This is a genomic window from Conexibacter sp. CPCC 206217 (assembly GCF_030646165.1).
In the GTDB taxonomy this organism is placed as follows: domain Bacteria; phylum Actinomycetota; class Thermoleophilia; order Solirubrobacterales; family Solirubrobacteraceae; genus Conexibacter.
The window spans coordinates 80,350-95,596 of sequence record NZ_JAUTDO010000011.1; the positions used below are offsets into that span (position 1 = coordinate 80,350).

General features: G+C 72.3%; 16 protein-coding genes and 2 tRNA genes. 8 read left to right on the forward strand and 10 right to left on the reverse strand.

Annotated elements, in window-relative coordinates; genetic code table 11:
* From dhaL to Q7L65_RS23985, 3 genes are read right to left on the reverse strand one after another with little or no spacing between them, the layout of a single operon-like run.
* The gene (gene dhaL / locus Q7L65_RS23975) at window positions 1-636 is read right to left on the reverse strand and encodes a dihydroxyacetone kinase subunit DhaL (protein WP_304725231.1); all 636 of its coding nucleotides are present in this window, start codon (window positions 634-636) and stop codon (window positions 1-3) included.
* The gene (gene dhaK / locus Q7L65_RS23980; protein ID WP_304725232.1) at window positions 637-1,638 is read right to left on the reverse strand and encodes a dihydroxyacetone kinase subunit DhaK; all 1,002 of its coding nucleotides are present in this window, start codon (window positions 1,636-1,638) and stop codon (window positions 637-639) included.
* The gene (locus tag Q7L65_RS23985; protein WP_304725234.1) at window positions 1,635-2,669 is read right to left on the reverse strand and encodes an MIP/aquaporin family protein; all 1,035 of its coding nucleotides are present in this window, start codon (window positions 2,667-2,669) and stop codon (window positions 1,635-1,637) included. The genes dhaK and Q7L65_RS23985 overlap by 4 nt, the downstream gene beginning before the upstream one ends.
* A gap of 80 nt (window positions 2,670-2,749) precedes the next feature.
* Between Q7L65_RS23985 and glpD the strand changes: the two genes are divergently transcribed.
* Window positions 2,750-4,375, forward strand: coding sequence for a glycerol-3-phosphate dehydrogenase (gene glpD, locus Q7L65_RS23990; RefSeq protein WP_304725236.1), 1,626 nt, complete (start codon window positions 2,750-2,752; stop codon window positions 4,373-4,375).
* 25 nt (window positions 4,376-4,400) lie between these two features.
* Here glpD and Q7L65_RS23995 read toward each other — a convergent pair whose 3' ends face one another.
* Both Q7L65_RS23995 and Q7L65_RS24000 read right to left on the reverse strand, forming a co-directional pair.
* A complete protein-coding gene (locus Q7L65_RS23995; protein ID WP_304725238.1) occupies window positions 4,401-4,592 on the reverse strand; it encodes a hypothetical protein in 192 nt (63 codons plus the stop codon).
* Window positions 4,593-4,659: 67 nt separating this feature from the next.
* Entirely contained in the window at window positions 4,660-5,226 is a 567-nt protein-coding gene (locus Q7L65_RS24000) for a DoxX family protein (RefSeq protein ID WP_304725240.1), read from the reverse strand.
* 91 nt (window positions 5,227-5,317) lie between these two features.
* On the opposite strand from Q7L65_RS24000, the gene Q7L65_RS24005 reads away from it, so the two are divergent.
* From Q7L65_RS24005 to Q7L65_RS24020, 4 genes are all read left to right on the forward strand, one after another.
* Window positions 5,318-6,262 (forward strand): TIGR03560 family F420-dependent LLM class oxidoreductase, encoded by a 945-nt coding sequence (locus tag Q7L65_RS24005; RefSeq protein WP_304725242.1) that lies wholly within the window; start codon window positions 5,318-5,320, stop codon window positions 6,260-6,262.
* 62 nt (window positions 6,263-6,324) lie between these two features.
* On the forward strand, window positions 6,325-6,891 hold the full coding sequence (locus Q7L65_RS24010; protein ID WP_304725244.1) for a hypothetical protein: 567 nt from the start codon (window positions 6,325-6,327) through the stop codon (window positions 6,889-6,891).
* Between the two features lie 65 nt (window positions 6,892-6,956).
* A complete protein-coding gene (locus Q7L65_RS24015; protein ID WP_304725245.1) occupies window positions 6,957-7,976 on the forward strand; it encodes a hypothetical protein in 1,020 nt (339 codons plus the stop codon).
* A 13-nt stretch (window positions 7,977-7,989) separates the two neighbouring features.
* Window positions 7,990-9,654 carry an ATP-dependent DNA helicase RecQ gene (locus tag Q7L65_RS24020; protein WP_304725246.1) on the forward strand — a complete coding sequence of 555 codons (1,665 nt, stop codon included), beginning with the start codon at window positions 7,990-7,992 and terminating at the stop codon, window positions 9,652-9,654.
* Between the two features lie 51 nt (window positions 9,655-9,705).
* Here the strand turns inward: Q7L65_RS24020 and Q7L65_RS24025 are convergent, their stop codons facing one another.
* The gene (locus Q7L65_RS24025) at window positions 9,706-10,656 is read right to left on the reverse strand and encodes an SDR family NAD(P)-dependent oxidoreductase (RefSeq protein WP_304725248.1); all 951 of its coding nucleotides are present in this window, start codon (window positions 10,654-10,656) and stop codon (window positions 9,706-9,708) included.
* Window positions 10,657-10,827: 171 nt separating this feature from the next.
* On the opposite strand from Q7L65_RS24025, the gene Q7L65_RS24030 reads away from it, so the two are divergent.
* The gene (locus tag Q7L65_RS24030; protein ID WP_304725250.1) at window positions 10,828-11,703 is read left to right on the forward strand and encodes a helix-turn-helix domain-containing protein; all 876 of its coding nucleotides are present in this window, start codon (window positions 10,828-10,830) and stop codon (window positions 11,701-11,703) included.
* 59 nt (window positions 11,704-11,762) lie between these two features.
* Here Q7L65_RS24030 and Q7L65_RS24035 read toward each other — a convergent pair whose 3' ends face one another.
* The 3 genes from Q7L65_RS24035 to Q7L65_RS24045 all read right to left on the reverse strand — a co-directional run bounded on the left by Q7L65_RS24035 (window position 11,763) and on the right by Q7L65_RS24045 (window position 13,981).
* The gene (locus Q7L65_RS24035; protein ID WP_304725251.1) at window positions 11,763-12,407 is read right to left on the reverse strand and encodes a response regulator transcription factor; all 645 of its coding nucleotides are present in this window, start codon (window positions 12,405-12,407) and stop codon (window positions 11,763-11,765) included.
* Window positions 12,408-12,426: 19 nt separating this feature from the next.
* Window positions 12,427-13,698 (reverse strand): sensor histidine kinase, encoded by a 1,272-nt coding sequence (locus Q7L65_RS24040; protein ID WP_304725252.1) that lies wholly within the window; start codon window positions 13,696-13,698, stop codon window positions 12,427-12,429.
* Between the two features lie 199 nt (window positions 13,699-13,897).
* Window positions 13,898-13,981: transfer RNA gene (locus Q7L65_RS24045), tRNA-Leu, on the reverse strand.
* Between the two features lie 110 nt (window positions 13,982-14,091).
* On the opposite strand from Q7L65_RS24045, the gene Q7L65_RS24050 reads away from it, so the two are divergent.
* Window positions 14,092-14,164, forward strand: a tRNA-Glu gene (locus Q7L65_RS24050).
* Window positions 14,165-14,348: 184 nt separating this feature from the next.
* On the forward strand, window positions 14,349-14,684 hold the full coding sequence (locus Q7L65_RS24055) for a helix-turn-helix domain-containing protein (protein WP_304725254.1): 336 nt from the start codon (window positions 14,349-14,351) through the stop codon (window positions 14,682-14,684).
* 299 nt (window positions 14,685-14,983) lie between these two features.
* Here the strand turns inward: Q7L65_RS24055 and Q7L65_RS24060 are convergent, their stop codons facing one another.
* Window positions 14,984-15,163 (reverse strand): hypothetical protein, encoded by a 180-nt coding sequence (locus tag Q7L65_RS24060; RefSeq protein WP_304725255.1) that lies wholly within the window; start codon window positions 15,161-15,163, stop codon window positions 14,984-14,986.
* Window positions 15,164-15,247: the final 84 nt, after the last annotated feature.

A 15,247-nucleotide genomic window follows, 5' to 3' on the forward strand; every position in this document is an offset into this window, starting at 1 on the left:
TCATTGCGACGGTCTCTTCCAGGTCTGCGCGAGCGCATGCAGCAACAGCGCGCTCGACGTCGCACCCGGATCCTGATGTCCGATCGAGCGCTCGCCAAGGTAGCTCGCGCGCCCCTTTCTCGCCAGCAGCGGCACGGTCGCCTCGGCGCCGGCGTCGGCCGCCTCGGCACTTGCGGCAAGCGCGTCTGCGAGCGTGACCGAGTCGCCGACGGCCGCGCGCAGCGCGTCGCGCGCGGGAAACAGCGCGTCGAGCATCGTCTTGTCGCCCGCCTGCGCCTTGCCGCGTCTCTGCACGCCCGCGACCGCCGCGTCGAGCGCGTCCGCCCACGCCGCCGCGTCGACCGCGTCGGCGGAGCGGTCTCTCAACGCGCCCGCGGCGCCGATGAAGAACGAGCCGTAGAGCGGCCCGGCCGCGCCGCCGACCTTCGACAGCAACGTTATCCCGACGCTTCTCATCGCGTCGGCGGGAGCGAGCGCGTCGCCCGCCCCGTTCAGTCTCTCGACGGCGGCGGCGAAGCCACGTGCCATGTTGGCGCCGTGGTCACCGTCGCCGATGTCGGCGTCGAGGCGGTTGAGCCGGTCACGCTCCTGCATCAGCGCCTCGGCGCCGGCGCGCATCCATGCGGGGACGTCCACTCAGACCCCCCAGCGCAGCGCCAGCGTGTCGACGGGGGCGTCCCACAGCCGCACCAGCTCGTCGTCGAGCTTCAACAGCGTGATCGACGTGCCCGCCATCTCCAGCGAGGTGATGTAGTTGCCGATCAGGTTGCGCTCGATCCGCAGGCCGCGCTCGGCGAGCACCTGCGCGACGCGGCGGTAGACGATGTACAGCTCGATCAGCGGGGTGCCGCCCATCCCGTTGACGAACGCGAGCACGCGGTCGCCGGCGACGAACGGCAGGTCGGACAGGATCGGCTCCAGCAGGCGGTCGACGATCCGGTCGGCGGCTTCCAGTCCGACCCGCTCGCGGCCGGGCTCGCCGTGGATCCCGATCCCGATCTCCATCTCGTCCTCGGCGAGGTCGAACGTCGGGGTGCCGACGTGCGGGACGGTGCACGACGTCAGCGCCATGCCCATCGAGCGCGCCTGCGCGTTGACGCGTTCGGCCAGCGCGGCGACGTCCGCCAGCGGCCGTCCCGCCTCGGCGGCGGCGCCGGCGATCTTCTCGACCAGCACCGTCGCGCCGACGCCGCGCCGGCCGGCCGTGTAGGTCGAGTCCTGCACGGCGACGTCGTCGTCGACGAGCACCGAGGCGACCTCGGCGCCCTCCGCGGCCGCCAGTTCGGCGGCCGCCTCGAAGTTCATCACGTCGCCGGTGTAGTTCTTGACGATGTGCAGCACGCCGGCGCCGCCGTCGACCGCCTGCGTCGCGGCCAGCATCTGGTCCGGCGTGGGGGAGGTGAAGACCGCCCCCGGGCAGGCGACGCCGAGCATGCCGCGCCCGACGAAGCCGCCGTGCAGCGGCTCGTGGCCGCTGCCGCCGCCCGACAGGACCCCGACCTTGCCGCTGACGGGCGCGTCGGCGCGCACGATGAACGCGGGGTCGTGTGAGACCCGCAGACGCTCGGGGTAGGCGGCGGCGATCCCTTCGAGCGCTTCGCTGACCACCGCCTCCGGATCGTTGATCAGCTTCTTCATGAGGTGCCTCCGCCCGGCGTGCGGCCCGGAGTTCGTCCGGTCGTGCCGTCGGGCGCGTGCTCGCCGTCGCCGGCGTAGCCGGTCCGGGGTCCGCGGTCCTCGACCTCGATCTCCGTCTCGCCCTCGGATTCGACGCCGGTGTCCGGCTCGACGCCGCGGCCCTTCAGCATGTCGCCGATGAAGAAGTCGTAGAGATACGCCGCGATCGCAGCACCCACCAATGGCGCGGCGATCGGGATCCACATATAGCTGTTGACGTTCCCGTAGTTGCCTGGGACGGCGATCTCCTTCCAGCCGTAGATCCAGGTCACGAGTCGCGGCCCGAGGTCGCGCGCCGGATTGATCGCGTAACCGGAGTTGGCCCCGAACGACAGGCCGATGACGACGACGATGAAGCCGACGATGAGCGGGGCCAGGTTGGACTTCGGCGGCTGGTTGTAGTTGTCGATGAGGGCGAAGATGAGGAACACCAGCAATGCCGTCGCGACGACTTCGTCGATGAACGGTCCCCACCAATTGCCGAAGTAACCGGCGGGGAACGTGGCGAAGATCGAAAACGTCCCGACCGAGTCGGGTGTGCCGCGGACGATGTCTCTGGCCCGTTCGAGCGAGTCGATCGATGCGCCGTAGACCTGGTAGAGCAGCAGGGCGGCGACAAATGCACCGAGTACCTGTGCGGCGACGTACCAGGGAACCTTCGACCAGGCGAATCCGCGTCGCAGCGCAAGCGCGAGCGTGACCGCTGGATTGAGATGGGCACCGGTGATGCCGCCGGCGACGTACACACCGAAGGTGACGCCGAAGCCCCACCCGAACGCGATGATCAACCAGCTTGCGGTGTCGAATGAACCGCGGCCGGACTCCGGGAGCGCCGCGACCGCCATCGCGACGGACCCGACGCCGAACATGATGAGGATGAACGTGCCCGCGAACTCACCGAGCGCGTCGCCTAAATTTGTGCGCCGCCACGCTGCACCGGGGCCGAAGACCGAAGTCCCGCCAGCGTTGGGCGCTGACTTTGTGGGGGGCATGGGTTCGATGTACCCCGAACCCCCCAGCCTGACCCGCTGCCGACGCGCCTGCTATGAAGATTCAAACCATGCGCAACCCTTTGCCTGACACCGCCTTCGAGCGCCCGTTCGACGTGATCGTCGTCGGCGCCGGAATCAACGGTGCCGGCATCGCGCGCGATGCCTCCTTGCGCGGCCTCAGCGTGCTGCTGCTCGACAAGGGCGATCTTGGCGCGGGAACGACCAGCCGATCGACCCGATTGGTGCATGGTGGGCTCCGTTATCTGGAGCATCGGGAGCTGCCGCTGGTGCGCGAATCGCTGCGCGAGCGCGAGGTGCTGCTGCACATCGCGCCCCATCTGGTCCATCCGCTGTCGTTCCTGCTGCCGGTCTACGAGGAGCACAAGCGCGGCACGAAGATGATCCGGATGGGGATGATGGCGTACGACGCGCTGTCGATGGACAAGTCGATGTCGCGTCACCGGATGCTCAACGGCGCCGAGGCGCTGCAGCGCGAGCCCGGATTGCGGCGCGAAGGGCTGCGCGGCGCGGCCGCCTACTACGATGCGCAGGCCGAGTACCCGGAGCGCCTCGCACTGGAGAACGCGCTCGACGCGCGCCGGCTCGGCGCCGTCGTGCTGCCGTACATGCGCGTCGCCGAGCTGCAGCGCGGGCCCGCCGGGCGCGTCACCGGCGTCGCGCTGCACGACGACCTGCACGAGCGCTCCTACGTCGCGCACGGCAGCCTCGTCGTCAACGCCGCCGGACCGTGGGTCGACCGTGTGCTGGGCGGGATCGAGGCACCGGATCAGCGCATGATCGGCGGCACGAAGGGCAGTCACCTCGTCGTCGGGCCGTTTCCCGGTGCGCCGCATGAGGCGGTCTACACCGAGGCGGTCGAGGACGGGCGCCCGTACTTCATCGTGCCGTGGAACGGCCAGTACCTGATCGGCACGACCGACGTCCGCTTCGACGGCGACCTCGACACGGTCGCGGCGACCGACGCCGAGATCGACTACCTGATCTCGGAGACGAACAAGCTGATCCCGGGCGCCGGGCTGACGAGCGAGAACGTCCTCTACACGTACGCGGGCGTGCGGCCGCTGCCGGTCGCGCCCGACGGCGACGAGGGGGCGATCACGCGCAGCCACGTCGTGCACGACCACGCGCCGGGGGTCGAGGGGCTGCTGTCGATCGTCGGCGGCAAGATCACGACGTACCGGCAGCTGGCCGAGGAGGTCGTCGACGCGGCCGTCAAGAAGCTCGATCGCAAGGCCGGCAAGTGCCGCACCCATCAGATCCCGCTGCCGGGCGGGACCGCGTATCCGTTCGAGCGCTTCCGCGAGCGCTTCCACGCCACCAGCGACCTCGATCGCGAGACGGGTGAGCGGCTGCTGCGGATCTACGGCACGCGCGCGGCCGAGTTGCTCGACTACACCGACGGCCACCCCGACCTGCGCGAGCCGTTCGACGAGTTGACGGGCGCGATCGGGGCGGAGGTCGCGTTCTCGCTGCGGACCGAGCTGGCGGAGACGCTGACCGACGTGTTGCAGCGCCGCACGATGGTCGGCTTCGGGCCGCAGGTCGGCCTCAACGCGGTCGACGCCGCGGCCGAGATCGCGGTGCGCCATCTCGGTTGGAGCGACGCCCGCGCGGCCCGCGAAGCCGACGGCTTCCGCGGGCAGGTGGACGTGCTGCGACCGCGCCTGCGTCAAGCGCAGGCGTGATCAGCCGCGGGCGCGTGCGCCGGCGTCAGCCGCAGGCGTAACAGTCGACGAGGTCATCATCGACCGCCTGCAGCGTGAGCGCCGGCGCGGCGTCGTCCTCGCGCGGGCGACCGTGCTCGGTCAGCTCGTGCAGGTACGTCGCGATCACGCCGAGGGCTGCGCGATCGTGGCGGTTGGTGGGAGTCGCGAGGACCTCCGTGATGTACGTAGCGGCCATGGGGCGCCCTCCTTGGTTCGATCAAGTTCGAACATCAAGATAGCAGCACCCTTCGACTTTTCCCGAACTATCTCTCCGCAGCCGGCTGCGGCGAGCCGTCGGGCGCCGAGCCGGGGTTCGGCGGCAGCTCCTCCGCCGGCGCCGCGGCGGCGTTCGCACGGCCGAGCTTGATCGTCAGCGCCGCGCCCGCGAGGCCGGCGCCGAGCTGTGCCAGCGCCCAGCCCGTGCCCCAGCGCTCGCGTCCGCGCGCCGCGTCGAGCGAGAACGCGCCGGGGCCGGCGTCGACGATCGCGAAGACCGCGGCGCCGAGCACCGCGTTGTACTCCCAGCCGCCGTCGGTCACCCACGGACCTCTCGGGGCGTGCACGGTTGCGATCGCCGTCGCCATCGTGCCCGTTATCGCGGCACCGGCCAGCGGCGTCGCCAGCCCGAGCGCCAGCAGCGCGCCGCCGCCCGCTTCGGCGGCACCGGCGGCCAGCGCGTTGCGTCTGCCCGGCACCAGCCCGAGTCTCTCGAAGAACTGGCCGGTGCTGTCAGGGCCGTAGCCGCCGAACCAGCCGAACAGCTTCTGCGTGCCGTGCCCGATCATCAGGCCGCCGACCAGGGCGCGCAGCACTGCCAAACCGAACTTCATGCGATCCGCCTCCAAGCGTGTGAGAACCATTCACTGGATTCGCCGCGGATCGCGCGCGCCAAACCCCCTTCGCGCGGGTAGGGTCTCGCGCATGCTGCTCTCCGTGATGATCGAAGGCCAGGAGGACGTCACCTGGCCGCACTGGCTGGCGTTGGCGCAGACCGCCCAGCGGCTCGGCTACACGGGGCTCTACCGCTCCGATCACTACCTCTCCGTCGTCGACAAGCGCGAGCGCGGGGCGCTCGACGCGTGGGGCACGATCTGCGCGCTCGGGCCCGTCACCGAGCGGATCCGCCTGGGCACGATCGTCAGCCCGACCTCGTTCCGCCACCCGTCGGTGCTCGCGAAGCTCGTCACGACCGCCGACCACACCTCCAGAGGCCGCGCCGAGCTGGGGCTCGGCTCCGGCTGGTGGGAGTCCGAGCACGAGCGCTACGGCTTCCCGTTCCTGCCGCTGAGAGAGCGCTTCGACGTGCTCGAGGAGCAGCTCGAGATCATCACGCGGATGTGGGCCGACGAGCCGTTCTCGTTCGACGGCGCGCACTACACCTACGACGCGCTCGACGCGCAGCCCAAGACGCTCGCGCGTCCGCGGCCGTTGCTGCGCCTCGGCGGCAAGGGCAAGCCGCGCAGCCTCGCGCTCGCCGCCCGCTTCGCCGACGAGTACAACACCGTGCACGAGGCGCCCGCGCGCTGCGCGGAGATCCGCGGCGCGCTCGACGACGCCTGCGTCGCGGCCGGCCGCGACCCGGCCGACGTGCCGCTGACGCTGATGAACGGCTTCGTCGTCGGCCGCGACCGCGACGAGCTGCTCGGCCGCGCCGCGAAGATCTTCGACAACCTCGGCCGCGAGGTCGACGTCGTCGAGGACGGACTCGCGGAGCTGGCGAAGACGTGGCTCGTCGGGACGCCCGACGAGATCGCCGCGCGGCTGGACGAGTACAGGACCGCGGGTGTCACACACGTGATGCTGCAGCACCACCTGTTCGAGGACGATGACGCGCTCGAACTGATCGCTGAACGCTTGATCGCCTGAACGAGCGGCGCGCCGCGGCTGACCGACCACGTGACGGTCACTTCGGCGGCAACTGGGATCCGTTGATCGGCCTGAAGGCCGTCGACGGCGCCAGCTGGATCCGCGCCTATTCGACCGACACCGTCCCTTCGACCGTCTTCGCGGCGACCGAGGACGACGGCATCTACCGCTCGGTCAACAACGGCATCACCTGGTCGGACTTCTCCAGCGGGCTCACGACGCCGGGTCAACGAGTCGTACAAGTTGCCGGCGGCGGCCAGCCCGGCGGCGACGTGCCGAGAAGAGCCGTCGCGGACCACGTCAAGCCGCGCCTGAGCGGTGCGTCGATCACGCGCGGCAGCTTCAAGGCCGGTGCGAAGGGCGTGCAGCTGCGCTTCCGGTTGTCCGAGCGCGCGACGCTGTGGATCGCGGTCGTGAAGCTGGCCAAGCGGCGCGGCACGGCGGGCAAGACGGTCGGCACGCTCGTCGCGAAGGTCGGCACAGCGGGCGCCGGGCACGTCGCCTTCAACGGCCGCATCGGCCGCAGGACGCTCGCGGCGGGCGGCTACAAGCTCGTCGTGACGCCGGTCGACGCGGCCGGCAACCGCGGCAGAGCGGTCACGCTCGCGTTCCGGACCGTGCGCCGATGACGACCGCGCGGCGGCCGTGGGGAACCGTCACGCCGCCGCCGCGCCTCAGGCATGCTGCGCAGACCATGCGCATCGGGGCGATCTGCGAGTGGAAGGTCAACGCTCACTACCGGCATCTGATTCCGCTGGCCGCGCTCAGAGAGCGCGGCCACGAGGTCGTCTACGCGACCGAGGGGATCGACGAGCACGACGCCAGATCGCGGCCCGAGCTGCTGCGCGGCTGCGACGTGATCCTCGGCTACCGCGCGCTGGAGCCGCACGAGGTGAAGGGCGTCGTGACGGCAGTGCAGCGCGGGGCGGCGTTCGTCTGGGACACTGACGACGACCTCAGCACGCTGCCGAGAGAGAGCCCGTACTACAGAAGATCGGGCGGTCTGCACGCGCAGCGGATCTTCGCGCAGACGGTCAAGACCGCGCGCGAGGCGCACGTCGTGACGGCCTCCACTCCGGCGCTCGCGGAGCGCTACCGCAGCGTCGGGATCGCGCGCGTGGAGACGATCGACAACCATCTCGCCAGCGGCGCCGCGAGTGCCCGTCGACGCGGCCACGACGGCGTCGTGATCGGCTGGACCGCCGGCCTCGAGCACGCCTCCGAGCTGCCGCGGATCCCGGTCGTGGAGACGCTGCGGCAGCTGCTCGACGCGCATCCGCAGGTGCGCGTCGAGACGCTCGGCTTGCAGTTGGGCCTGCCGCCGGAGCGCTACGTCCACCGCGCCGAGGTCTCGTTCGGCAAGCTGCAGGAGCACATCGGCGCGTGGGACGTGGGGATCGCGCCGCTCGCCGACATCGCCTTCAACCGCACCCGCTCCAACGTCAAGCTGAAGGAGTACGCGTCCGCGGGCACGCCGTGGCTGGCGTCGCCGATAGGCCCGTACGCGGGGCTCGGCGAGCGCCAGGGCGGCCGCCTGGTCGCCGACGACGGCTGGTTCGACGCGCTCGACGACCTGATCGCCCACCGCTTCGCGCGCGGCCGGCTCGGCCGGCGTGCGCGCGCGTGGGCGAAGACGCAGACGATCGACGGCGCGGTGGCGCGCTGGGAGTCGGTCCTGCAGGAGGCGATCGTGCGGCGGCGCGAGCAGGGGTAGCATCGCTCCCCACATGGCCGCCGACCGGATCGACCGCATCGCCCGCGAGGTCTTCGGCTTCGGCGCGTTGCGGCCGGGGCAGCGGGAGGCGATCGAGCCGCTGCTGGTGGGGCGCGACACGCTCGCCGTGATGGCGTCGGGCGCCGGCAAGTCGGCGATCTACCAGATCGCGGCGCTGCTGCTCGACGGGCCGACGATCGTGATCTCGCCGCTGATCGCGCTGCAGCAGGACCAGGCCGGCTCGATCGACGCGCACCTGCCGGGCGAGGCCGCGCCGCTCAACTCGCGCCTCGGCGAGCGGGCGCGAAGGCGCACGCTGCAGCGGCTGGAGGAGGGATCGGTCGAGTTCCTCTTCCTCGCCCCCGAGCAGCTCGCCAACGCCGAGGTGCGGGAGGAGCTGCAGCGCGTGAGACCGTCGCTGCTGGTGGTCGACGAAGCCCACTGCATCTCGGAGTGGGGCCACGACTTCCGCCCCGACTACCTGCGGATCGGTCCGCTCGTGGAGGAGCTCGGCCACCCCGTCTCGCTCGCGCTGACGGCGACGGCCGCGCCGCCCGTGCGGCACGAGATCGTCGAGCGGCTGCGGCTGCGCGAGCCGCACGTCGTCGTGCGCGGCTTCGACCGGCCGAACATCCGCCTCGCCGTCGAGCGCCACCATGAGGAGAAGCACAAGCAGGCGGCGCTGCTGAAGCGGATCGACGCGCTCGCCAAGCCCGGGATCGTCTACTCCGCGACGCGCAGAGCGGCGGATGCGCTGACGACGGCGCTCGGCACGCGCGGGTGGCGCGCCGCTGCCTACCACGCCGGCCACACGACGCACGAGCGCGACGACGTGCAGCGCCGCTTCGACGACGACGCGCTCGACGTCGTCGTCGCCACGACCGCGTTCGGGATGGGCGTCGACAAGCCGAACGTCCGCTTCGTGGTGCACCAGGCGGTCAGCGAGTCGCTCGACGCCTACTACCAGGAGATCGGCCGCGCCGGGCGCGACGGCGAGCCTGCGACGGCGATCCTTCTGTATCGCCCCGAGGATCTCGGCACGCGTCGCTTCCTGCGCGGCGCCGGCCCGCTCACGCCCGACGATCTCGACCGCGTCGCGCGCGCCGTCGCCGCCGCGCCCGGCCCGCTGGACCCGACGACGCTGCGCGAGCGCCTCGCCTTCTCGCGCTCGAAGCTGACGGCGGCGGTGACGCGGCTGGAGGACGTCGGCGAGGTCGAGGTCCACGCCGACGGCGAGGTCGAGCGCGCGGCCGGCGCGCCGCCGGTCGAGGAGGCCGTCGCGCGCGCCGTCGCCGCCGACGACCAGCGCGAGCTGTTCGCCGAGTCGCGCCTGGCGATGGTGCGCGGCTACGCGGAGACCGACGGCTGCCGCCGCCGCTTCCTGCTCAGCTACTTCGGCGAGGACGCGCCTGAGCGGTGCGGCAACTGCGACGTGTGCGAGCGGTTGGCGGCGCGTGACGCGCGCGCCGACTCACGCGGAGCCCGCGGCGCGGCCGGCGCCCGCGACGCGCCCGAGAAGCGCTTCCCCGCCGGCACCCGCGTGCGCCACCGCAACTGGGGCGAGGGCGAGGTCCAGCGCGTCGACGGGGACCATCTCGTCGTGCTGTTCGACAGCGTCGGCTACAAGACGCTCGCGCGGGAACTGGTGCACGAGCGGCGGTTGTTGGAGTTGCTGTGAGCGCAGCGCCGCCGGCGCACGCCCGTGAGCGGCCGCCGCGCCGCGTGCCCGCTACCCCACCCGCTCCAGCGACAGCTCCCACAGCCGCTCGGCGTTCGCGGGGTCGAGCGCGTAGCGGGCGACGCCGCTGAAGTCCGCGCTGCGTCTGTCCAGCACCGCGGCTTCGTTGCAGTTCTCGAAGTAGCGCCCGCCGATCCCCTCCAGCAGCGGCGAGGTCGCCAGCAGCACCGACGTCGCGGCGCCCTGCTCGGTGTTCTTCTGCCGCTCGGGCGGGGTCAGGAGTCTGTTGCCGACGTGGCGTTGCAGCCGCGTCGCGATCGCGCCCGGGTTGAGCGCGTTGGCGGTGATCCCGTCGGCGGCCCAGCGCCGTGTCGCGCCGACGGCGAACAGCACGTTGGCGGTCTTCGACTGCCCGTAGGCGGCACCGGGGTCGTAGAGGCGGAAGTCGAAGTCGACGTCGTCGAAGACCACCGGCGAGAGCAGGTTCGCGCTGGAGCTGACGGCGACGATGCGCGCGTTGCGAGCGGCGGCGAGCGCGTCGTGCAGGTCGAGCGCGAGCGCGAAGTGGCCGAGGTGGTTGGTCGCGAACTGGTGCTCCCAGCCCTCCGGCGAGCGCTGCTCCGGCGTCGCCATCACGCCGGCGTTGTTGACGAGGATGTCGAGCGGGCCGTCCCAGGTGGCGGCGCAGGCGGCGATCGAGGCGCGGTCGACAAGGTCCAGCGCGAGGACGGTGACGGCTCCGGGAGCGGTCGCGTTCGTGCCTGCGGCGCGGTCGAGGCTCGCGGCGATCTCCGCGGCGACCCGCGCGCCGGCCTCCGCGTCGCGCACGGCGAGCGTGACGGCGGCGCCCGCGCCGGCCAGCGCGCGGGCGGTCTCGACGCCGATCCCCGACGCGCCGCCGGTGACGATCGCGCGCTTGCCGCGGAGGTCGATCCCCGCGGCGACCTCGGCGGCGGTCGAGCGGAATCCGAACGGGGTGGTGATCGGTGTGGTGGAAGGCATGATGCGAGTGTGCGCGCGCCGGGGCCGGGCAGACAGGGCCGTGGCGATCCTGGGGGTGACAGGGCCAGGAACCGGCGCGATCCCGCGGAGGACCGAAGGATTGCTGTCGTAGAGCAGCAGCAATCCTTCGGTGGTGGAAATCGGACGCGGGCGCGGGCTATCGTGAGGTGGATGGAGTCCGGCTCCGCCAACCGCATCGGCGAGTACCTGCGCGCGCGGCGCGAGCTGGTGCGGCCCGAGGACGTCGGCCTGCCCGACCTCGGCCGGCGGCGCGTGCCGGGCCTGCGGCGCGAGGAGCTGGCGCTGCTGGCGGGGATCAGCAGCGACTACTACGTGCGGCTGGAGCAGGGGCGCGATCAGCATCCGTCCGCGCAGGTGCTCGACGCGCTCGCGCGGGCGCTGCAGCTCGACGACGACGCGACGGTCTACCTGCACGGCCTCGCGCATCCGCCGCGGCGCAGACGCCCGGCACCGCGCCGGCCCGAGCGCGTGCGGCCCGGCCTCGTGCAGCTGATCGAAGGCTGGCACGAAACGCCCGCGATCGTGCAGGGCCGGCTGGGGGAGGTGCTCGCCTCCAACGCGCTCGCGCGGGCGCTGTCGCCGATCTACGAGCCGGGCGTCAACGCGCTGCGCGCGGTCTTCCTCGACCCGGCGGTGCGCGACCTCTACGGCGACGACTGGGAGCGAGTGGCGGAGAGCGTCGTCGCGGGGGCGCGCGCGTTGGCCGGTCCCGAGGTCGACGATCCGCAGCTGGCCGAGCTGGTCGGCGAGCTGTCGATACGCAGCGACCACTTCCGCCGGCTGTGGGCGCGTCACGACGTGCGCCCGCGCACCGGCGGCGGCGTGCGACGCCTGCAGCATCCGCAGGTCGGCGCGCTGGAGCTGCACTACGAGAAGCTCGCCGTGACCGGCAGCGACGGCCAGACGATCGTCGTCTACCACGCCGATCCGGGCAGCGCCTCGGCGCAGGGCTTGGCGCTGCTGGCGAGCATCGCGGCGGGGGAGCCGGCGACGGCGCGCGGCGGCAGTACGCCTGGCGCCGGCTGAGCGGCCGGCTCGACGGCTCGCGCTCACCCGCGCGGGCGACGGCTCAGCGCGCGGCGCCTCTAACCCTGCAGGTACGCCAGCACCGCCAGCACGCGACGGTGGTCGGTGTCGGAGACCGGCAGCGAGAGCTTGCCGAAGATGTTCGAGATGTGCTTCTCGACGGCGCCCTCGGTGACGACCAGCTGGCCGGCGATCGCGCCGTTGGAGCGGCCCTCGGCCATCAGCTCCAGCACCTCGCGCTCACGCGGGGTGAGATCGTCGAGCGGGCCGTCGTGGCCGCGGCGGGTGACGAGCTGGGCGACGACCTCTGGATCCATCGCGGTCCCGCCGCCCGCGACCCGCTCGACCGCGTCGACGAACTCGCGCACGTCCGCGATGCGGTCCTTCAGCAGGTAGCCCACGCCGCCCTGCCCGTCGGCCAGCAGCTCGGTCGCGTAGGTCTCCTCGACGTACTGCGAGACGATCAGGATCGCGGTCCCCGGCACGCGTCTGCGCGCCTCCAAAGCGGCGCGCACCCCCTCGTCGCGAAACGACGGCGGCAGCCGCACGTCGCAGACGGCGATGTCAGGCTTGTGCCCTGTGACCGCGCGCACGAGCGCGTCGCCGTCCTCGACCGCGGCGACGACCTCGTGCCCGCTGTCGCGCAGCAGCCGGATCATCCCGTCGCGCAGCAGCGCGAGGTCCTCCGCGATCACGATGCGCATGCCTGGGCCTCGTCGACGCTCATCTCGCGCACGGTACCTCCGCGTGCAGCGTCGTGCCGCTGGAGCGGGGGGAGACGACGTGCAGCTCGCCGTCGAGCGCCTCGACGCGGCGGCGCAGGCCGACGAGGCCGCTGCCGTCGGCGTTGGCGCCGCCGATGCCGTCGTCGGCGACCTCGACCACGAGTCGCCCGCCGTCGAGCCGCAGCCGCACGAGCACCCGCAGCGCGCGCGAGTGCTTGGTCGCGTTCGCGAGCGCCTCGGCGACGACGAAGTAGGCGGCGGCCTCGACCGCGGGCGGCAGCCGGTCGGGCACGTCGGCCTCGATCGTGACGGCGAGCGGGGAGCGGGCGGCGAGTGCCGTGACGGCGGCCTCCAAGCCGCGGTCGGTGAGGATCGGCGGGTGGATCCCGCGCGCGAGGTCGCGCAGTTCGACCAACGCCGTTCTCGCCTCGCCGCGCGCCTCGGCCAGCAGCTCGCGCGCCTGCTCCGGGTCGCTGTCGAACTTGTCGGCCGCCATCCCGAGGTTGAGCGCGAGCGCCACGAGCCGCGCCTGCGCGCCGTCGTGCAGGTCGCGCTCGATCCGCTGCAGCTCGGCCGCCTGCGCGCTGACGGCATTGGCGCGCGTGCTGGTGAGGACCTCGACGCGCTCGGCCAGTTGCTCCTCGCGGCTGGGTCGCAGCAGCGGGCGCATCATCGCCAGCTCGGCCTGCGTCAGCAGGTGCGCGAACCAGCCGCAGACGGGGATCAGGACGATGCCGATGGCGGCGGTCAGCAGCGCCATCGGGAACGTGTCCACCTCGTAGATGCCGATGTTGGCGGTGTCGGGCAGCGCCCAGTACCAAGCGGGCAGGGTGACGAGCCCGAGCACGAGCCCCCACAGGGTCACGGCGACGATCGAGATCGCGAAGCCGAGCGTGCCGCACAGCAGCGTCCAGGCGAAGTCCTTCCAGCTGGCGGGGTCTTTGACGATGAACTTGAGTCGCTCGAACCAGCCGCTGCCCTTCGGCGCGTCGCGGTAGTGCTCGGGGATCGGGAGGTCCTGCACGAGCGCCGCGCGCCGCCGCTCCAGCCGCGCGAACCAGCGGAAGGCGTAGAACGAGCCGAGCGCGACGAACAGGCCGATCAGGAAGATCAGCAGCGAGAGCGTCACCGAGACGGCCGTCACCCACAGCGTGAAGCCGATCGTGCTGGTGACGAGCCCGACGCTGTGGAACACGAAGTCGCGCCACCAGCGCGCGCTCAGCTTGGCCCCGAGCGGGCGCACCGTCATCGTCGGCGGATCGAGCGGCATCGTCGGATTATCTGTCGTAGCGTCGGTCATGGCAGCCTTCCTCGCAGCTGGCGGTCTGATCCGTCATGCAGACAAGGATCGAGCGCCGCGCGCCGCCGCGCCATGGCGCTCACGGGCGTCTGCCGCCTGGGGACAACCCCACCTTCCGCGTCCTCCCGCAACGACGAAGGCCCGCCGGGTGGGCGGGCCTTCGCGTCAGTGCGGCTGAGAGGACTTGAACCTCCACGAGCCGAAGCTCACAGGCACCTGAAGCCTGCGCGTCTACCGATTCCGCCACAGCCGCGTGGCATCGCTCAGCGAAGATACACGGTCGGCGCCCAAAAAGCGCCTCGGCCCCCGCCGCAGGACCGCCCGCCGCGACCCCCGCGCGCTTTGCTACTCTGACCGCCCCCTGCCGCTATCGTCTAGGGGACTAGGACGCCGCCCTCTCACGGCGGAAACCGGGGTTCGAATCCCCGTAGCGGTATCACCGAAGGCCCCGCCACAGCGGGGCTTTCGTCGTTCTTGACGCTTCGTGGGACGGTCTGTGGGACGGCGCGTGCCGAAACGCGACTCGTTCGCCGCGCCGCCCGCCGTTGGTGCGACGCTTCGGCGGCCTCCGATCGAGCGTGCGAATGTAGCGCGCTGGGCGTGCACCGGAGCGCGGCCTGATGGCGCGCGAGCTGGTGCCGGCGAGGGTCGCGCTCGGGCGCGCCGTGGCGGTCGCGCGAGTGCAGCCGAGACTCACGCAGCACGACCTGAGCCGGGCCGCCGGGCTCGGCAAGAACGCGGTCGGCGCGATCGAGAGCGGGCGCGGCGATCCGTCGTGGACGACCCTTCGCGCCGTCGCTGACGCGCTCGGGCTCGACCTGTCCGCGCTGCTGCGGGTCGCTGAGCAGATCGAGCGCGGCGAGCCCATGACCTTCCCCAGACGCGACGAAGGCCGGCGGGCGGCCGGCCTTCGTGCGAATCCTCGACCTGACGGAACGGAGGACGCCGAAGCCTAGCGAGCGCGACGGCCGGTAGCTCCCGGCGACATAGCGACGCGAGCCGCGCTTCGAGCGCGGCCCCGAGCAGGAGGTTCGCGCTACGGAGCGCGGACGGCGGGACGACCATGGCGCTCGTCTTGATGAGCCGCCAGCCGGCCACCCCGGACCTCGTCGAGAGGGCCTAGAGGGGGTCGTCGGTGTGGGTGCCGGAGAGCGTCGCGAACGAGGCAGAGACGGACGACCGGCCCCACAAGAGGGGCGCTCCAGCGTGCGCGCAGCGCGGCCGGAGGCAACGAGAGAACGGAGCAGACGATGGGCTACAAGCAGCGAGAGAGGAAGCGCAGACAGCGGGCGGCGACGGAGGCGCGACGGGTCGCTTCGCGGTCGTCGGGGTCGTCGGCGTCGAAGTGGTGGCTGACGATCGCGGTGCAGGACGGGTGCTGTGCGAGGTGCGCCGGCGTGCTGCGGATCGGGCGCGAGATCGTGTACCGCCACACGCCGCGCGAGACGCTGTGCACGAGCTGCGCGGAGACGGCAGGCGTCCAGGCGCGGCCGTCGCTGCGATGGGAGCGGGCGCGGTC

Bases quoted from the DNA above. Each gene is read 5' to 3' on its own strand.
- Q7L65_RS24035 (WP_304725251.1), bottom strand. From the start codon at position 12,407: ATGCGCATCGTGATCGCGGAGGACCTCGCGCTGCTGCGCGACGGGATG.
- Q7L65_RS23995 (WP_304725238.1), bottom strand. From the start codon at position 4,592: ATGGCCGCTACGTACATCACGGAGGTCCTCGCGACTCCCACCAACCGC.
- Q7L65_RS24020 (WP_304725246.1), top strand. From the start codon at position 7,990: ATGGCCGCCGACCGGATCGACCGCATCGCCCGCGAGGTCTTCGGCTTC.
- Q7L65_RS24000 (WP_304725240.1), bottom strand. From the start codon at position 5,226: ATGAAGTTCGGTTTGGCAGTGCTGCGCGCCCTGGTCGGCGGCCTGATG.
- Q7L65_RS24030 (WP_304725250.1), top strand. From the start codon at position 10,828: ATGGAGTCCGGCTCCGCCAACCGCATCGGCGAGTACCTGCGCGCGCGG.
- Q7L65_RS24055 (WP_304725254.1), top strand. From the start codon at position 14,349: ATGGCGCGCGAGCTGGTGCCGGCGAGGGTCGCGCTCGGGCGCGCCGTG.
- Q7L65_RS24025 (WP_304725248.1), bottom strand. From the start codon at position 10,656: ATGCCTTCCACCACACCGATCACCACCCCGTTCGGATTCCGCTCGACC.
- Q7L65_RS24040 (WP_304725252.1), bottom strand. From the start codon at position 13,698: ATGCCGCTCGATCCGCCGACGATGACGGTGCGCCCGCTCGGGGCCAAG.
- Q7L65_RS24015 (WP_304725245.1), top strand. From the start codon at position 6,957: ATGCGCATCGGGGCGATCTGCGAGTGGAAGGTCAACGCTCACTACCGG.
- Q7L65_RS24005 (WP_304725242.1), top strand. From the start codon at position 5,318: ATGCTGCTCTCCGTGATGATCGAAGGCCAGGAGGACGTCACCTGGCCG.
- dhaK (WP_304725232.1), bottom strand. From the start codon at position 1,638: ATGAAGAAGCTGATCAACGATCCGGAGGCGGTGGTCAGCGAAGCGCTC.
- Q7L65_RS23985 (WP_304725234.1), bottom strand. From the start codon at position 2,669: ATGCCCCCCACAAAGTCAGCGCCCAACGCTGGCGGGACTTCGGTCTTC.